The 16370-nt window shown below is 63.1% G+C and carries 16 protein-coding genes and 1 tRNA gene; 9 read left to right on the forward strand and 8 right to left on the reverse strand.

Features of this window, described 5'->3' with window-relative positions:
• Positions 1 to 3: 3 nt before the first annotated feature.
• The 3 genes from EOA19_RS03235 to EOA19_RS03245 form a co-directional block, all read right to left on the reverse strand.
• Positions 4 to 909 (reverse strand): MurR/RpiR family transcriptional regulator, encoded by a 906-nt coding sequence (locus tag EOA19_RS03235; RefSeq protein WP_128302676.1) that lies wholly within the window; start codon positions 907 to 909, stop codon positions 4 to 6.
• Between the two features lie 170 nt (positions 910 to 1079).
• Positions 1080 to 2600, reverse strand: a complete 1521-nt coding sequence (locus EOA19_RS03240) for a DUF882 domain-containing protein (RefSeq protein ID WP_245486052.1) — start codon at positions 2598 to 2600, stop codon at positions 1080 to 1082.
• 442 nt (positions 2601 to 3042) lie between these two features.
• Positions 3043 to 3117: transfer RNA gene (locus EOA19_RS03245), tRNA-Thr, on the reverse strand.
• A gap of 161 nt (positions 3118 to 3278) precedes the next feature.
• Here EOA19_RS03245 and EOA19_RS03250 point away from each other — a divergent pair.
• The 9 genes from EOA19_RS03250 (at position 3279) to yacG (ending at position 8830) form a co-directional block, all read left to right on the forward strand.
• Complete coding sequence (locus EOA19_RS03250; RefSeq protein ID WP_023809256.1) at positions 3279 to 3473, forward strand: hypothetical protein; 195 nt, start codon at positions 3279 to 3281, stop codon at positions 3471 to 3473.
• A 146-nt stretch (positions 3474 to 3619) separates the two neighbouring features.
• The gene (murA, locus tag EOA19_RS03255) at positions 3620 to 4912 is read left to right on the forward strand and encodes a UDP-N-acetylglucosamine 1-carboxyvinyltransferase (protein WP_023809257.1); all 1293 of its coding nucleotides are present in this window, start codon (positions 3620 to 3622) and stop codon (positions 4910 to 4912) included.
• Between the two features lie 91 nt (positions 4913 to 5003).
• Positions 5004 to 5438, forward strand: coding sequence for a DUF2948 family protein (locus EOA19_RS03260; protein ID WP_023809258.1), 435 nt, complete (start codon positions 5004 to 5006; stop codon positions 5436 to 5438).
• A 7-nt stretch (positions 5439 to 5445) separates the two neighbouring features.
• The gene (gene hisD, locus EOA19_RS03265) at positions 5446 to 6738 is read left to right on the forward strand and encodes a histidinol dehydrogenase (RefSeq protein WP_128302678.1); all 1293 of its coding nucleotides are present in this window, start codon (positions 5446 to 5448) and stop codon (positions 6736 to 6738) included.
• Positions 6739 to 6744: 6 nt separating this feature from the next.
• Positions 6745 to 7230 carry a UPF0262 family protein gene (locus EOA19_RS03270; protein ID WP_013530198.1) on the forward strand — a complete coding sequence of 162 codons (486 nt, stop codon included), beginning with the start codon at positions 6745 to 6747 and terminating at the stop codon, positions 7228 to 7230.
• On the forward strand, positions 7218 to 7679 hold the full coding sequence (locus EOA19_RS03275) for a low molecular weight phosphatase family protein (protein ID WP_081734750.1): 462 nt from the start codon (positions 7218 to 7220) through the stop codon (positions 7677 to 7679). The genes EOA19_RS03270 and EOA19_RS03275 overlap by 13 nt, the downstream gene beginning before the upstream one ends.
• A gap of 87 nt (positions 7680 to 7766) precedes the next feature.
• Positions 7767 to 7985, forward strand: coding sequence for a translation initiation factor IF-1 (gene infA, locus EOA19_RS03280; protein ID WP_006200926.1), 219 nt, complete (start codon positions 7767 to 7769; stop codon positions 7983 to 7985).
• 21 nt (positions 7986 to 8006) lie between these two features.
• Positions 8007 to 8636 (forward strand): Maf-like protein, encoded by a 630-nt coding sequence (locus tag EOA19_RS03285; RefSeq protein WP_128302679.1) that lies wholly within the window; start codon positions 8007 to 8009, stop codon positions 8634 to 8636.
• Entirely contained in the window at positions 8633 to 8830 is a 198-nt protein-coding gene (yacG, locus tag EOA19_RS03290; RefSeq protein WP_128302680.1) for a DNA gyrase inhibitor YacG, read from the forward strand. The genes EOA19_RS03285 and yacG overlap by 4 nt, the downstream gene beginning before the upstream one ends.
• Before the next feature lie 4 nt (positions 8831 to 8834).
• Here the strand turns inward: yacG and EOA19_RS03295 are convergent, their stop codons facing one another.
• The 5 genes from EOA19_RS03295 to EOA19_RS03315 all read right to left on the reverse strand — a co-directional run bounded on the left by EOA19_RS03295 (position 8835) and on the right by EOA19_RS03315 (position 16241).
• Positions 8835 to 10205 carry an alpha-glucosidase/alpha-galactosidase gene (locus tag EOA19_RS03295; RefSeq protein ID WP_128302681.1) on the reverse strand — a complete coding sequence of 457 codons (1371 nt, stop codon included), beginning with the start codon at positions 10203 to 10205 and terminating at the stop codon, positions 8835 to 8837.
• Positions 10206 to 10224: 19 nt separating this feature from the next.
• Entirely contained in the window at positions 10225 to 11892 is a 1668-nt protein-coding gene (locus tag EOA19_RS03300) for an ABC transporter ATP-binding protein (protein ID WP_128302682.1), read from the reverse strand.
• A 10-nt stretch (positions 11893 to 11902) separates the two neighbouring features.
• Positions 11903 to 13042, reverse strand: a complete 1140-nt coding sequence (locus EOA19_RS03305) for an ABC transporter permease (protein ID WP_128302683.1) — start codon at positions 13040 to 13042, stop codon at positions 11903 to 11905.
• A gap of 1 nt (position 13043) precedes the next feature.
• Entirely contained in the window at positions 13044 to 14051 is a 1008-nt protein-coding gene (locus EOA19_RS03310) for an ABC transporter permease (RefSeq protein WP_127296635.1), read from the reverse strand.
• A 111-nt stretch (positions 14052 to 14162) separates the two neighbouring features.
• Positions 14163 to 16241 (reverse strand): ABC transporter substrate-binding protein, encoded by a 2079-nt coding sequence (locus tag EOA19_RS03315; protein WP_128302684.1) that lies wholly within the window; start codon positions 16239 to 16241, stop codon positions 14163 to 14165.
• Between the last annotated feature and the right edge of the window lie 129 nt (positions 16242 to 16370).

A 16370-nucleotide genomic window follows, 5' to 3' on the forward strand; every position in this document is an offset into this window, starting at 1 on the left:
ACACTATTTCCTTGTGGTTTTGGATTTGGCGGCGTCGTCGGCCGATGACGACAGGGCGGTATCGAGCGTGACCGCATTGGCGCTGCGGATCCTTTCGATGTCCTCGATGCGCTTGCGCACCCCGGCGCCGTGGCTCTCCAGCGCGTGGGCAAACACGGTTTCCATCTGGGCAACGGCCGTCGCCAGCGTGTCGAACGGCGAGTTGGCGTCGATCGCGGCGACCATGGTCAGGTCCGCTATGTCAGATATCGGCGACAGCCAGACATCGGTGAACAGCAGGATGGAGACGCCGCGCTCCTTGGCCTGCTGGGCAAAGCTCACCACGTCCGACTGGTAACGCCGGTAGTCGAACACGACGAGGAGGTCGCGCTTGCCAAGGTCGATCAACAGGTCGAAATCGGCGGGGCTCAACGAACCGATGTCGCGCACGCCGGAGCGGAACTGCAGGAGGTAGCCGGCCAGCATGGAGGCGATATGCCGGCTGAACCGGCCGCCCAGCAGCACGACCTGGCCCTTGCTCTCCAGCAGCATGTTGACGGCGCGCGTGTAGGCCTGCACCGGCACTGCCGTGCGGGTGCGCTCCAGGCTGTCTGAAACCGAATGGAAATAGGTAAGTGCGGTGCCTTCGCTGGAGCCGCCCGGACGCTTGGCCTCCATCATCAAAAGCGGCGAATGCAGCCTGGATTCGACTTCGGTGAGCAGGCGTGCCTGGAAGTCGGCAAAGCCGACATAGCCAAGCTTGGTCATCAGCCGCGTCACGCTCGGGTCGCTGACGCCGGCGCGCCGTGCCAGCCGGGTCGCGGTGCCCAGCCCCGACATCGGATAATCGGCGAGCAGGACCTGGACGATCTTCTCTTCCGCGGAGGTGAACGCCACGGTCGTATTGGCCAGTTCTTCGCGGATCGACATTGTCATCGCCTATCGTCGACGGAAAGACAATTATCTTACAATTTCGCACATGTTTGTCAAATTTGGAACTTTTCTTACAGAACCATCGAGAGTTCGGCATGACTTGCAATCCCATGACAGCCAAGCCAGTCGTGCAACACATCCACGTCGGCTCGAACGAGGGCTTGCGTCTATCTGAAGCTGGCGATGGGCAGGAACTTGACCGCTGAACCGGTGAAGCGTCGGTGATCGGAGGTCTGTCCTCGCGGCTGGAATCCATCGAGATAGATGTGCTCCGGCGCTGTGCGGATGAGATTGGCGGCAATGACGGACGCCGCCGCAGGGCTAGCTCCGCCGGCGATGCCACGACCCGTCTCAATCAGCCGGCCGGACAACGCTGCCGGCACGATGACCGCGGTGGCTTCGGGATCGAGATTTGGCTGGACACGGTCGGCCTTCGGGCTGGTCCTGACGCGATCTTCGGGCTTCGATTGGGCAACCGAGACCCGCTGGCCGGCCAACCCATTGTGGCCGTCATCGGCGTGGTTCAAGGCCAGCAAGGCAGCGACCGCATCGCCGGCTTTGTCTGCTTCAGGCTGGCGCATCGGGCTTGTCAAGCTTTCCGGTCGCCATGTCGGCAACGGGATGTTGAGCGCCACAAGGTCCGGCGCGCCGCTCGCGGGGCCGGCATCCGACTTGCCCGAGGGAATTTCAGCATCGGTTGCCGCTGGATTGGCCAGTTCGGCCCGCGCCGTGGAAGCGTTGGCTGTTGCAAGTTGCGCGATTTGCGGGGTCGGAATGCTGGTCGTTGGCCCGGTGCGCGGGGCGAAGGCTGGCAGCGGCACTGAGCCCGGCGCCATCGCCATGACGATCGCTTCAGGCGTCTTTCCTTCCGGCCCAATCGACGATTCTTCGACCCGATCGACGGAAGCCATCTGGATGTCAGCGCGCTGGGCATCCTGCGGCGGCACGATCGCGATGCCGGCGGGCCTGGGTTCAACGGACTTGGCCGGCTTGCGTGGCGCCGGCACCGCTTCGGCGACATCATCGGTCTCGTCCGCGCCGCGCCCGCCCAAAAGCGTCGCCAGCAGGCCGCGCGGCCTGCGTTGGCCGCCGTCGGCACTTGCCAGGTCGATGTTGGGCGCGCCGGTGCCCTTGCGCGACTTGTAGGCGGCAAACGCCTGCCCATAACCGGGCAGCGGTTTGCCGTCGCTCGGCACATGCAGCGTATTGCCGTTCGGGAATACCCTTGCGAGTTCCTGGCGGCTGATGCCAGGCCAATGCCGCACATTGCCGACATCCATATGTATGAAAGGCGAGTCGGAGGTCGGGTAATAGCCTACGCCGCCGCCCTGCATCTTGAGGCCGATGTCGCGCAGCTTCTTCAGCGGCACATCCGGCAGGAAGAAGTCCATCGCGCGGCCAACCATGTGTTGGCTTTCCCGAGCCACGCCCTTCGAGCGGCTGCGCAGCATGGCGTTCGTCGCTGGCGACCGATAGGCGCTGACCACGTGAATATAGGCTGTCGAGCCGCTGGCGCGATAGGCCTGCCAGACAAGATCGAGCAGGCGCGGATCCATCTTCGTCGGTTCGTTGCGACGCCAGTCGCGCAGCATCAAATTGATCTTCTTCAATCCCGCCGGATCATAGCGCCCATTGCGCTTGAACACGATTTCAGCCTTCTCGCCCGTATGGAGATGTTGAATCTTCAAAGCACGCGTCTCCGCGAACGCGCCGGTAACGAACAGACATAAGAACGCTGCCATGATGGCCGGCAGTGTCCAAAGACGGGAAGCACCGGGGGCGTTTTGCACGTTTTCGCTCACGTTCATGCCTTGCACGTTCTTTTGTTTCGGGCGGTTTTAGGTTCCGCCCAGATCAGGAGCCTTTCGGCCCTCTTCCTGACAAGCATGGACTTGACCGACGCAGACGGGCATCCATGCCACAATACGTCATGTCGATGAACAGCATCTTGGTTAACGAATCGTGTCTTGCCGGGAATGCGCTTCGGCTGGAGTTGCCTGTGGCAGCCATTTTCTGGAGCAATGCACCGCTGATGAGGTCCGCCAGCACGACGGCCGCGCCGTTCCCGTGTAGCCGCCTCGCCCTTGCAAATGCAGAGGACGAATGTGCGGCAACAAGGATGTTGGAAACTGGTGCTGCGAGAGAGGATTGAACTCTCGACCTCTCCCTTACCAAGGGAGTGCTCTACCACTGAGCTACCGCAGCCGCTGATGGCGGGGCTTCTGCCATATCGAACCGGCAAGCGCAAGGCCAAGCGCAACGCTTCTGTGAAAGCCTTTGCCGGATAGCTTTTAATGACATGGGGGCGCCACAATGTTGGCTATCCCTGAATGGCGGGCTGGCTGCTCACGGGCCAGAGCGGGACAATGGATGACAAGGCAATTCCAGTGAAAAAGGATGGTCCACCGAATAACAGCGCAACAATCCGCAAGGATCGGCTGGCAGAGCAATTGCGCGCCAATCTGCAGAAGCGCAAGGCGCAGTCACGCTCGCGGCGCACCGGAGATGCAGATCAACGGCCGGACGGGCTCGCTGCATCGAAGGAAATACAAAAAGATTAACTCAAATCGGCCACTCTTGGCCCGGGGTGGGCGAAATCCCATTTCTTGAACCAGCGTAATTCTTGAACCAGATCGGCCAATGGTCTAGACGGGCCGCTACTCAAACGATTGAACCGGCCCTGTTTGGCCGAGAGGGACTTTCTTCCATGGATCGCATCAGAATTGTCGGGGGCAACCAGCTCTCCGGAAGCATTCCGATCTCGGGCGCGAAAAACGCGGCGTTGCCTTTGATGATCGCCTCGCTTTTGACCGACGACACGCTGACGCTGGAAAACGTGCCGCATCTGGCCGATGTCGAGCAACTGATCCGCATCCTGGGCAACCACGGCGTCGATTATTCGGTCAATGGCCGCCGCGAGAAGCAGAATGAGGGCTATTCGCGCACCATCAACTTCTCCGCCCGCAACATCGTCGACACCACAGCGCCCTACGAGCTGGTGTCGAAGATGCGCGCCTCGTTCTGGGTGATCGGCCCGCTGCTGGCCCGCATGGGCGAAGCAAAAGTGTCGCTGCCGGGCGGTTGCGCCATCGGCACGCGGCCGGTCGATCTGTTCCTCGAGGGCCTGCAGGCGCTGGGTGCCGACATCGACGTCGACACCGGCTATGTCATCGCCAAGACAAGGAATGGCCGCCTTGTCGGCAACCGCTATATCTTCCCGAAGGTCTCGGTCGGCGCCACCCATGTGCTGATGATGGCCGCGGCGCTCGCCAAGGGCGAGACGGTGCTGGAAAACGCGGCTTGCGAGCCCGAGATCGTCAACCTCGCCGAGTGCCTCAATGCCATGGGTGCGAAGATTTCCGGCGCCGGCACGCCGACAATCACCATCGACGGCGTCGAATCGCTCTCCGGTGCGCGCGTACGCGTCATTCCCGACCGCATCGAGACCGGCACCTATGCCATGGCCGTCGCCATGACCGGCGGCGACGTCGTGCTCGAAGGTGCGCGTCCGGATCTGCTGCAGACCGCACTGGACGTGATCGCCCAGACGGGTGCGGAGATCACGCCGACCAATTCCGGCATTCGTGTGAGGCGCAACGGCGCCGGCATTGCGCCGGTCGACGTGACGACGGCGCCGTTTCCGGCCTTCCCGACCGATTTGCAGGCGCAGTTCATGGGCCTGATGACGATGGCCAAGGGCAAGTCGCGGATCACCGAGACGATCTTCGAGAACCGCTTCATGCATGTGCAGGAACTGGCGCGGCTCGGCGCTCACATCACCCTTTCGGGCCAGACGGCGATCGTCGACGGCGTGCCGAAACTGAAGGGCGCGCCGGTCATGGCGACCGATCTTCGCGCCTCTGTCTCGCTGGTCATCGCCGGCCTGGCGGCGGAAGGCGAGACCACGGTCAACCGGGTCTATCATCTCGACCGTGGCTTCGAGCGGCTGGAAGAAAAGCTATCCAACTGCGGCGCGGTGATCGAGCGGATTTCCGCATAGGCCAATCGCAAGGCCTCGCGGTGCGGTTGCGCGGACGGGAAAGACCGCCTAACAGAAGGTTCAGTTATCAACCTTCAGGTGCGAAATCCGCATGACTGCCCTTAAGCTTATCGCGCTCGACGATCAGGATCTGAGCATCGTTTCGGCCCATGTCCAGGATGCCGTGATGAAGGTCAGCGACCTCGAATTCCTGCCTGCGGCCAAGCGTTTCCTGCTGACCATGAACCGTTTCGTCTGGGAGGCCAAATCCGGCCTGTTTCGCCAGCACAATGAGCGGCGGCAGGCGGTGCTGCATTTCGACCGGGTGCTCGGCGCCAAGACCAACGGCATCGCCCGCGACAAGCCCAATGAGGTCCTGTCGCTGCTGGCGATCAGCTTCATCGAGATCAGCAAGCCGGCGGGCATCGTCGAGCTGATCTTTGCCGGCGGCGGCACGATCATGCTCGACGTCGAATGCATCGAGGCGCGCCTTGCCGATATTGGCGGGGCGTGGGAAGCCACCTCGCGCCCCATCCACAAGGCCTGAGCGTCCGATGGCCATCAAGCTTCGTCAGTCCGACGCCGATTTCGAGCAGCGTTTCGCCGCCTTCCTGTTGACCAAGCGGGAAGTGTCCGCCGACGTTGATGCCGCGGTGCGCGACATCATCGCGCGCGTGCGCGCCGAAGGCGACGCGGCGCTGATCGACTATTCACAGAAATTCGATCGCGCCGATCTGACTGGATTGGGCATCGCCGTCTCGAAGGACGACATCGCCCAGGCCTACACGGCCGCCGATCCAAAGACGATCGAGGCGCTGGAATTCGCGCGCGACCGCATCCGCTCGCATCATGAGCGGCAGCGACCAAAGGATGACCGCTATACGGATGCCGCCGGCGTCGAGCTCGGCTGGCGCTGGACGGCGGTCGAGGCGGTCGGGCTCTATGTGCCGGGCGGCACGGCGAGCTATCCAAGCTCGGTGCTGATGAACGCCGTGCCGGCCAAGGTGGCCGGCGTCGAGCGCATCGTCATGGTCGTACCGGCGCCGGGCGGCATCATCAATCCGCTGGTGCTGGTGGCGGCCGACATATCAGGCGTGTCGGAAATCTACCGAGTCGGCGGCGCGCAGGCGATCGCCGCCCTTGCCTACGGCACCCGGACTATAAAGCCGGTCGCCAAGATCGTCGGCCCGGGCAATGCCTATGTCGCGGCGGCCAAGCGCCAGGTATTCGGCACCGTCGGCATCGACATGATCGCCGGTCCCTCGGAAGTGCTCGTCGTGGCCGACGGCAGCAATGATCCGGACTGGATCGCTGCCGACCTGCTCGCCCAGGCCGAGCACGACACATCGGCGCAGTCGATCCTGGTCACCGACGATCCGGCCTTCGGCATCGCTGTCGAACAAGCGGTCGAGCGCCAGTTGCAGAGCCTGCCGCGGGCCGAAACGGCTGCGGCGAGCTGGCGCGATTTTGGCGCCGTGATCCTGGTTCCAACCATTGAATCCGCGCTGCCGCTGGTCGACCGCATCGCCGCCGAACATGTCGAACTGGCCATCGACGATGCCGAGGGTTTCCTGGCGCGGATGCGCAATGCCGGTGCCGTCTTTCTCGGCCGCCACACGCCGGAAGCCATCGGCGACTATGTCGGTGGTTCCAATCATGTGCTGCCGACGGCCAGATCGGCGCGTTTCTCGTCGGGCCTTTCCGTGCTCGATTTCGTCAAGCGCACGTCGATCCTCAAGCTTGGACCGGAGCAGTTGCGTATCTTGGCGCCGGCGGCGATTGCGCTCGCCAAGGCGGAAGGCCTTGAGGCGCATGGACGCTCCGTCGCCATACGGTTGAACATGTAGGCGGCGATGTCTGGCCCCGATCAAACCCGCGCCAGGCTGATCGATGTCGAACTCGATGAATCGATCGGCCGGTCGACACCCGATGTCGAGCATGAACGCGCGGTGGCGATCTTCGACCTGATCGAGGAGAACAGTTTTCAGCCCGTCAATGACAGCGGCGACGGCCCTTACCGGCTGAAACTGTCGCTGGCCGAGCAGCGCCTGGTGTTTGCCGTGGCGCGCGAGGATGGCACCGCCGTCGTCACTCATATCCTGTCGCTGACGCCGCTCAGGCGCATCGTCAAGGATTACTATATGATCTGCGAAAGCTACTACGACGCCATCCGTTCCTCGACGCCGAGCCACATCGAGGCGATCGACATGGGCCGCCGCGGCCTGCACAATGAAGGTTCGCAGACGCTGATGGACCGGCTATCCGGCAAGATCGACATAGACTTCGATACGGCGCGCCGGCTGTTCACGCTGGTCTGCGTACTGCACTGGCGGGGCTAGCCCTGGCACCCGGCGCCCTGCCCCGTTCGATCCTGTTCCTGTGCGGCATGAATGCCGTGCGCTCGCCAATGGCAGAGCAGCTGGCGCGCCGCATGCTGCCCGCCGCCATCTTTGTCGCTTCGGCCGGCGTTCGCGCCGGCGAGCGCGATCCGTTCGTCGATGCGGTGCTTGCCGAGGAAGGCCTGTCGTTGGGCGAGCGTCACCCACGGACCATGGACGATCTCGAGGACGATTATTTCGACCTCATCGTCACGCTGGCGCCGGAAGCGCACCACGCCGCACTTGAACTCACCCGCTCGCTCGCTGTCGAGGTCGAATACTGGCCGACGCCGGACCCGACCGACGCCGCCGGCACGCGCGAACAGATCATGGCGGCCTACCGGGACGTGCGCGAGCGCCTGAAAGCGCGGATCGGGCGTCGATTCACACCTCCGGAGGCCGCCGATTAAGCGTGTTCACAAGCGGACGATTATCATATAGGTTCCGCCGAAATTCCGGCCAGGGCGCTGGAACTACCATCCAAGCAAAGGTATCGAATGCCGAAGGAAGAAGTCCTCGAGTTTCCGGGTGTCGTGACGGAATTGTTGCCGAACGCGATGTTCCGGGTAAAGCTCGAAAACGAACACGAAATCATCGCCCATACGGCCGGCCGCATGCGCAAGAACCGCATCCGCGTGCTGACCGGCGACAAGGTTCTGGTCGAGATGACGCCATACGACCTGACCAAGGGCCGCATCACCTATCGTTTCAAGTAAGCAAAGCCCGACTGGTCCGCGATGAGCATTTTGCAGAAGCTGGTGCTTGCCTCGGGTTCGCCGCGCCGAATCGAGCTCTTGCAGCAGGCCGGCATCGAGCCGGACCGCGTGCTGCCGGCCGATGTCGACGAAACGCCGCTGCGTGCAGAGCATCCGCGCTCGCTGGCCAAGCGGCTGTCGAAGGAAAAGGCCGAGAAGGCGTTCGCGTCGCTGAAAACCGAAGCCGACTACGCGCCGGGCTTCGTGCTGGCCGCGGATACGGTCGTCGCCGTCGGGCGGCGCATCCTGCCCAAGGCAGAAACCCTCGACGACGCCGCCAACTGCCTCGGGCTGTTGTCGGGCCGTTCGCACCGGGTCTATTCCGGCATCTGCCTGATCACCCCGGGCGGCAAGCTGCGTCAGCGGCTGGTCGAGACGCGGGTGCGCTTCAAGCGGCTGCCGCGCGAGGAGATCGACGCCTATGTCGCGTCGGGCGAATGGCGCGGCAAAGCGGGTGGTTACGCCGTCCAGGGCCTCGCTGGTGCCTTCGTCGTCAAGCTGGTCGGTTCCTACACCAATATCGTCGGGCTGCCGCTCTATGAGACCGTGGCGCTGTTGAGCGGCGAGGGCTTCAAGGTGCATGGCGGCTGGCTGGCGGGACCCCGGCTGTGAATTCCGACTCCAAGGTCACACCCTTGCGCCCGAAGCGCCCCTGCCCCGAATGCGGCAAGCCCTCGGCGCGCGACACCTTTCCGTTCTGCTCGACGCGCTGCAAGGACATCGACCTCAACCGCTGGCTGAAGGGCGCCTATGTCATCAAGGCCCGCGACGACGAGGAAGAAACGGACCCCGACGATCCGAAATAGGTCGTCAGGCGGCTTCGATCTTGCGCCTCACACGCGCCCAGGCTGGCAGCCAGTCGCCGTGGGCGGCGAGGAGATCGTCGACCAGTGACCAGATCTGATCGAGATCGAGTTCGGCCGCAGTATGCGGATCCATCATCGCCGCATGGTAGATGTGCTCGCGGTTCTCCGTCATCAGCGCCCGCACCGTCAGTTCCTGCACGTTGATGTTGGTGCGGATCAGCGCGGTCAATTGCGGCGGCAGCTCGCCGATATAGGTCGGCTGGATGCCGGAGGCATCGACTAGGCACGGCACTTCGGCGGCACAGTCCCTGGGCAGCGAGGTGATGCAGCCATTGTTGCGGACGTTGCCGTAGATCACCGAAGGTTCGCCGGTCCAGACAGAATTCATGATCGAGGAGGCATATTCCCGGGACTGCTCGACCTCGATGCGGTCGGCCGAGCGATAGGCTTCCGCCTGCCCCTTCCAGCGCTCGATCTGCTCGATGCAGCGCTTGGGATATTCGTCCAGCGGGATGCCGTACTTCTCGATCAGGTCCGGGCGGCCTTCCTTGATGAAATAGGGCGTGTATTCGGCGAAATGTTCCGAGCTCTCGGTGACGAAATAGCCGAGCCGGGTCAGCATCTCGTAGCGCACCTTGTTGGGACAGCGCGGATTCCAGCCGGGCTTGGGCGCGCGGCCTTCGCGATAGGCGCGCACGAGATCGGGATAAAGGTCGCGGTAGGAACCGTCCGGCTGGCGATGCTCGAACTTCAGATAGAACGCCATGTGGTTGATGCCGGCCGAGCGATAGCGGATCTCTTCGTACGGAAGGTCGAGATCGTGCGCCAGCTCCATTGCCGTACCCTGCACCGAATGGCAGAGACCGACCTGCCTGATGTCAGGGTATTTCTCCGCTATCGCCCAGGTGTTGATCGCCATCGGGTTGACATATTGCAGCATGATCGCCTGCGGGCAGACGGCGAGCATATCTTCGCAGACCTTCCAAAGATGTGGCACGGTTCTCAAACCGCGCATGATGCCGCCGACGCCCAGCGTGTCGGCGATCGTCTGGCGCAGGCCGTATTTCTTCGGCACCTCGAAGTCGGTGACCGTGCAGGGCTCATAGCCGCCGATCTGGAAGGCGACGACGACGAAATCGGCGTCGGCCAGCGCCTTGCGCTGGTCCGAATGGGTCTCGGTCTTCGCCTTGACGCCCAACGTCGCGATCAGCTTGTTGACGACAATGGCGCTCTCTTCCAGCCGTTGCGGATTGATGTCCATCAGCGCGATCGTCGCGCCGGAAAGCGACGGGCGCTGCAGCACGTCGCCGACAATGTTCTTCATGAACACCGTCGAGCCGGCGCCGATGAACGTGATCTTGGGACTTCTTGCCATGCTAACCTCCGGCATATGTTCAGGCCACGTCGAAAGCGGCCCTGACGAGCCGTTCGGTGTAGGCGGTCTTGGGATTGGACAGGACGTCGTCGACGGGGCCCTGCTCGACGATCTTGCCGTTCTGCATGACGATGACGCGGTGGCACAGTGCGCGCACCACCTTGAGGTCGTGCGAGATGAAGAGGTAGCTGAGGCCGCGCTCGTCCTGCAGCTTGCGCAGGAGGTCGACAATCTGCGCCTGGACGGAGAGGTCGAGCGCCGATGTCGGCTCGTCGAGCAGGATGAATTCGGGTTCGAGCGCTATGGCGCGAGCGATGGCGATGCGCTGCCGCTGGCCGCCGGAGAATTCATGCGGAAACCGCGACAGTATATCGCCCGGCATGCCGGCGCTGACCAGCGCGTCGCGCACCCGTTCGACCCGCTCGCGCCGCGTCGCCCCTATGCTGTTGACGATCAGCCCTTCCTCGATGATCTGGCCGATCGTCATGCGCGGGTTGAGCGAGGAGAACGGATCCTGGAAGACGATCTGCATGCGCGAGCGCAGCGGCCGCATCTCGGCACGCGATAGGCCATGGATCGGCTTGCCGTCGAAATGGATCTCGCCGCGCTTGGCGTCGATCAACCGGAGCAAGGCCTGGCCGAAGGTGGTCTTGCCGGAGCCGGATTCGCCGACCAGCCCCAGCGTCTCATGGCGACAGAGTTTCAGGCCGAGATCGTCGACGGCGACCAGCTCTCGCCAGTCCGGTTTCAGGAAGGTGCCGTGGCGCAGCATGAATGAGACGCGCACGCCGCTGGCTTCGAGAATGATGCCGCAGCCCTCCGGCAGCGGCTTCGGCTGCCCATGCGGCTCGGAAGCCAGCAGCCGTCTCGTATAGGGGTGCTGTGGATTGGCGAACAGCCGTTCGGTGACGTTGTGCTCGCACATTTCGCCATGCTGCATGACATAAACGTAGTCGGAGAACTGGCGCACCACGGTCAGGTCGTGGGTGATCAGGATCACCGCCATGCGCAGCTCTTTTTGCAGGCTGCGGATCAGGTTCAGGATCTGCGCCTGGACGGTGACATCGAGCGCTGTGGTCGGCTCATCGGCGATCAGCACATCGGGATTGTTGGCCAGCGCCATGGCGATCATCACCCGCTGGCGTTGCCCGCCCGATAGCTGGTGCGGGTATTGCTTGAGCCGCGCGGCGGGATCGGGAATCTGCACATGCTGCAGAAGTTCCAGTGCGCGCGCCCAGGCCTGCTTGCGGCTGACTTTGCGATGCACCCGGATCGCCTCGACGATCTGGCTGCCGACCGTATAGATCGGGTTGAGCGAGCTCATCGGCTCCTGGAAGATCATCGAGATGCGGTTGCCGCGCAGCTTGCGCCGGGCGCTCTCGGGAAATTTCAGGATGTTTTGCCCGTCATAGCAGACGCTCGATCCGGGGGACACGGTGGCGCGCCGCGACAGAAGGCCCATGACGGTGCGCGCCGTCACCGACTTGCCCGAACCGGATTCGCCAACGATGGCGATCGTCTCGCCGCGATAGAGCTGAAACGAGATGTCCTTGACCGCGTCGACGACGCCATGCTCGACCTTGAAGGCCACGGCGACGTTGCGGGCGTCGATGATCGGCTGGCCCCGGCGTCCGTCATGGTCGTGACGGACGGTTGGTGCGAAGGATTCGGCGAGCGCGACGGACATCTCAGGCACCTCAATAAGGGTCGACGGCGTCGCGCAGGCCATCGCCCAGCGCGTTGAAGGCAAAGACGGTGACGAGCACGAAACCGACCGGCGACAGGATCCAGGGATAGGTGCCGATGACGGAATAGGTCGCGGTGTCCTGCAGCATCAGACCCCACGAGATCAGCGGCGGCTTGACGGCGAAGCCGAGGAAACCGAGGAAGGATTCGAGCAGCACCACCGTCGGGATCGCCAGCGTCACGGCGACAATCACATGGCTCATCACATTGGGAAAGATGTGCTGCATGATGATGCGACGGTCGGTGGCGCCGACCGCCATGGCGGCGCGCACATACTCGATCCGCGCCAGCGCCAAAGTCTTGCCGCGCACCTCGCGAGACATCTGCGCCCAACCCAAGGCCGACATGACGATGATGACGAAAGCGAGGAAGACGTTGGTGGGAGCGGTGACCGGGATCAGCGTCGTCAGCGCCAGATAGAGCGGCAGCTGCGGGAAGGCGAGCACCAGTTCGACGAAGCGCTGCATCCAGACATCGAACCTGCCGCCAAAATAGCCGGAGACCATGCCGACGGTGGTGCCGATGACGGTGATGATGAAGACGACCGTCAGCGCGATCATTAGCGAGACGCGCGAGCCATGGATGGCACGCGACAGCACGTCGCGGCCGAACTTGTCGGTGCCCAGGAAATGCACCGGCTGGCCGTCCAGCGAGCCGAACAGATGCCGGTCCGCCGGCAACAGCCCGAAGAGCTTGTAAGGCGCGCCATGCACGAAGAAACCAAGCAGCCTTGGATGATCGTAGTCGGGACCGACGACGGGCTGGAAAGTGACCGGATCGAGGTCCGCCGAATCGGCCAGCGCATAGACCCTCGGCCGCGCGACGAAACCGCCATCTCTGTCATGGAAAACAGGCACCTGCGGAGGCGCGAAGCCGACATCCGTCACCTTCGGGTCCATTGGCGCGATGAACTCGGCGAACACGGCCATCACCAGCAGCAGCACGACGAGCCAGAGCCCGGCCATGCCGGTCCAGGAGCGCTTCAGCCGGCGCCAGACAAGGGCGAGGTAGCTTTCGTTACCGCGCGCCGGTTTGGCTACGATGCGACCTTCGGCCGGCAGCGGTGGAGGGGATGGATCGCGCGCCAGCATCTCAGCGCTCCCCGAACTGGCGCACGCGCGGATCGAGCAGCACGAGCAGCATGTCGGCGATGATGTTGCCGACGATCAGCGTCGCCGACAGCACCATCATGAAGGTGGCGGTGACATAGACATCGCCGACAGCCATGGAGCCGACGATCGCCGGGCCGACAGTCGGCAGCGCGAAGATGATCGCCGTCTCGATTTCGCCGGTCAACATGTAAGGCAGCACCACACCCTGATACATGATGAGCGGGTGCAGTGCGTTAGGCACGGCGTGGCGCATGACGACGGCGGCGCCGGTCAGCCCCTTGGCCCTTGCCGTCTCGACATATTGCGCGTTCAGCGTATCGAGCAGATTGCCGCGCATGACGCGCATATTGTAGGCGAGCCCGCCGAAAGTCGCGATCGCCACCACCGGCCAGACATGCTTGACCAGATCGACGAATTTGGCCCACGACCACGGCGCGCCCCCATATTGCGGCGAGAAGAATGAGCCGATCTCCGACACGTTGAATTGGAAGACCAGGAGATAGACGATGATCAACGCCATCAGGAAGCGCGGCACCGTCATGCCGAGGAAGGAGATGGCCGACAGCGCCGAGTCGATCCAGGTGTATTGCCGGGTCGCCGCCCATATGCCGAATGTTATGCCCAGCACCGAAGCCAGCAGATGGCAGACCAGCGCCAGGAGAAGCGTGCGCGGCAGGCGCTCGCCGACCACGTCGGCGACCGGTTTGTTGTAATAGAGGCTGTAGCCGAAATCGCCTCGGGTGACGATGCCGCCGATCCAGTTGAGATACTGGAGGGGAAGCGGCTTATCGAGACCATGCTCGATGCGGTAGGCCTTTGCCTGCGCGTCGGCCTCGGCGAAGGAGGCTCCACCCTGGTTGATCGCCTGCGAGCGGATGTAGTCGGCATAATCGCCCGGCGGCGCCTGGATGATGGCAAATGTGGCCAGGCTCAAAATGGCGAGGACCGGGATTGCCGACGCTATTCGCGTGAGCAGGAATCGCAGCATGGACGGTTCGTTTCCTCGTCTCGCCGATCGCGCCCTTGGTTGCGTCCGGAGGTTGGTTTGTCCGGCCGCGCCAGCGGCGCGGCCGGAGGTCTCTCAGTCAGGGAGGTAAACCTAATTCATCGGCCCCTTCTCTCCGGGTTTGCCGGGCAGTTCTTGCGGGAACAATTCGTATTTCGCCTGCTTGTCGGCCGCGACAAAGACCCGTTCGCGGATGATCGAATCCTCGGCCCAGTTGAACATGAAGATCGGCGTGCCCTGTGGGATGTTCGAGAAACGCTTGTTGACGATCAGCGCGCCGGGATACTCCGTCAGGCCGACATTGTAGACGTGCTCCGTCGAGATCTTCTGGAATTGTTTCATCAGGCTGGCGCGCTGGTCATTGTCCTGGGTGGAGACGAACTTGTTGACGATGTCGACGAGGTCCTTTTCGAACGGCATCACATCGACCTCGCCGTTCTCCGGCGCACGATGGTCCCAGCTGGTGCGCGGACCGACCGGGGCAAGCTGCACGGTGTTCTGCACCACCGACGTCAGTTCCTGTTCGTTGCGACGGACCAGCCAATCGAAGCGGCCGGAATATTGCGAAGCGTCGCGTTGGGTCCCGTTGAGGCCGTTGAGCACGACCCGAAGCCCGAGCTTTTCCATCTGGGCGACGACGCCTTCGGCAAGGCTCTTGTCGGTCGTGTAGTCGTTGTTGACCAGCATCACGATCTCGACATTCTTGCCGCCGGCGGTGCCGGAAGGGAAATTCACGAAGCCGTCGCCGTCCGTATCCGTGAGGCCGGCCTTGGCGAGTTCGGCCTTGGCGCCCTCGAGGTCGAAGGGGTAGTAGACCGTCGAAGCGCGGTCGTAGAAGCTGGTTCCTGACGACAGGCCGCCGGGATAGATGGCGGTGAACGGTCCCTTGACCAGCGAGTCGCCGAGCGCCTTGCGGTCGAGCGCCATGGTGACGGCCTTGCGGAAATCCTCGTTGCGGTTCAACTCGCGGATCGCCTGGCCGCGTTCGTCCGGATTGCCCCAGCCATTGGCGGAAAAATTAAAGCGCAGATTGTAGCCGATGAGCCGCGGGCCGAAAGCAAGACGGGCCGGCGCGTTCGCCTCTGCCGCACGCTTCAGCGAGGCGACGAAGTTTTCCGGCTGCTCCAAATTGGAAAAATCGGCCGCGCCGGCCACCGCCTGGACATCGCGGTCGGCCCAGGTCGACAGCTTGTAGTGCAGTTCGTTGAGATAGGGCAGTTGATTGCCCTTTTCGTCGACCTTCCAGTAATAGGGATTGCGGCGCATGACGATGATGTCGTCCGGCCGGTATTCGACCGGCACCCAGCCACCCATCACCGGCATGTTCATGAATTCCGGCGGGAAGGCATTTTTGAACTGATCATAGGTATTCTTCGAGTATTTCGGATGCTGCGGCTTCAGGATGTGCGCGGGGCCCGGACAGAAGGTGCCGTAGGCCATGGCGTACAGGTACTGCTTCGGGAAGGCATCCTTGAAGGTCCATTCGACGGTGTAGTCGTCGATCTTCTTCAGCGTCGTGCCGACGCCGAAGGTTTCCGGCGTCGCACCGTTCAGCGGCGAGACGTTAGGATCGACCACCTCGTCGTCCCAGTAGAACATGACGTCGTCGGCATTGAAGGGCACGCCGTCCGACCACTTCGCTCCTTCGATGAGGTGCATGGTCAGCCTGTGGCCATCGCTCGACCAATCCCAGCTCCTGGCCAGGTTCGGCAGCGGCTCGGTGTCCTTGGCCTCGACCTGGAACAGCGGGGCGGTGCGCGTCAGGCATTCGGAGAGGCCGATGTCGATGCCGCCCCAGCCTTGCGTCTGACCGGCGCCGTAGTTCCAGCCTTCCGGCCGCCCGCCGATGACGTGGCGCATCGTATCGCCATAGACGCCGATGCCGTCCTGCATGTTGCCTGTCTTGAAGACCAGCGGATCTTTCGGCAGCCTGTCTTTCACCGGCGGCAGCTTGCCGGTCTTGACGTATTTCTCGGTGACCCAGTCGGGCTCGTGATATTCGGGGAGCGGCTTGAACTCCAGGATCGAGTCTCGCGCGACATAGTTGATCTTGCCTTCGGCGGGAAACGGTGTCGGCGCCGGCGGAACCGTCGGCTCGGAAGCGTAAGCACTGAGTGCCGAGACGCTCAGCGTCAGTCCGGCAGCAAGGCCGATATTGCGTAAATTCCTCACGGTCTCTCTCCCTCGTGTTTGTCCGGAGCGTTTGCACCCGCTCCGCCTCTTCTCGAATTCAAACGGCTTCGTGGCAGTGGATCCGCCTCCCATGGATCCACCATCACCGCATGAATTTCCAGCCGGCCC

Origin of the sequence: Mesorhizobium sp. M7A.F.Ca.US.010.02.1.1, from assembly GCF_004023085.1 — a bacterium.
GTDB lineage: Bacteria > Pseudomonadota > Alphaproteobacteria > Rhizobiales > Rhizobiaceae > Mesorhizobium.

Bases quoted from the DNA above. Each gene is read 5' to 3' on its own strand.
- EOA19_RS03295 (WP_128302681.1), bottom strand. From the start codon at position 10,205: ATGGCAAGAAGTCCCAAGATCACGTTCATCGGCGCCGGCTCGACGGTG.
- hisD (WP_128302678.1), top strand. From the start codon at position 5,446: ATGGCCATCAAGCTTCGTCAGTCCGACGCCGATTTCGAGCAGCGTTTC.
- infA (WP_006200926.1), top strand. From the start codon at position 7,767: ATGCCGAAGGAAGAAGTCCTCGAGTTTCCGGGTGTCGTGACGGAATTG.
- EOA19_RS03235 (WP_128302676.1), bottom strand. From the start codon at position 909: ATGTCGATCCGCGAAGAACTGGCCAATACGACCGTGGCGTTCACCTCC.
- EOA19_RS03300 (WP_128302682.1), bottom strand. From the start codon at position 11,892: ATGTCCGTCGCGCTCGCCGAATCCTTCGCACCAACCGTCCGTCACGAC.
- EOA19_RS03250 (WP_023809256.1), top strand. From the start codon at position 3,279: ATGGATGACAAGGCAATTCCAGTGAAAAAGGATGGTCCACCGAATAAC.
- EOA19_RS03305 (WP_128302683.1), bottom strand. From the start codon at position 13,042: ATGCTGGCGCGCGATCCATCCCCTCCACCGCTGCCGGCCGAAGGTCGC.
- EOA19_RS03310 (WP_127296635.1), bottom strand. From the start codon at position 14,051: ATGCTGCGATTCCTGCTCACGCGAATAGCGTCGGCAATCCCGGTCCTC.
- EOA19_RS03270 (WP_013530198.1), top strand. From the start codon at position 6,745: ATGTCTGGCCCCGATCAAACCCGCGCCAGGCTGATCGATGTCGAACTC.
- murA (WP_023809257.1), top strand. From the start codon at position 3,620: ATGGATCGCATCAGAATTGTCGGGGGCAACCAGCTCTCCGGAAGCATT.
- EOA19_RS03285 (WP_128302679.1), top strand. From the start codon at position 8,007: ATGAGCATTTTGCAGAAGCTGGTGCTTGCCTCGGGTTCGCCGCGCCGA.
- EOA19_RS03260 (WP_023809258.1), top strand. From the start codon at position 5,004: ATGACTGCCCTTAAGCTTATCGCGCTCGACGATCAGGATCTGAGCATC.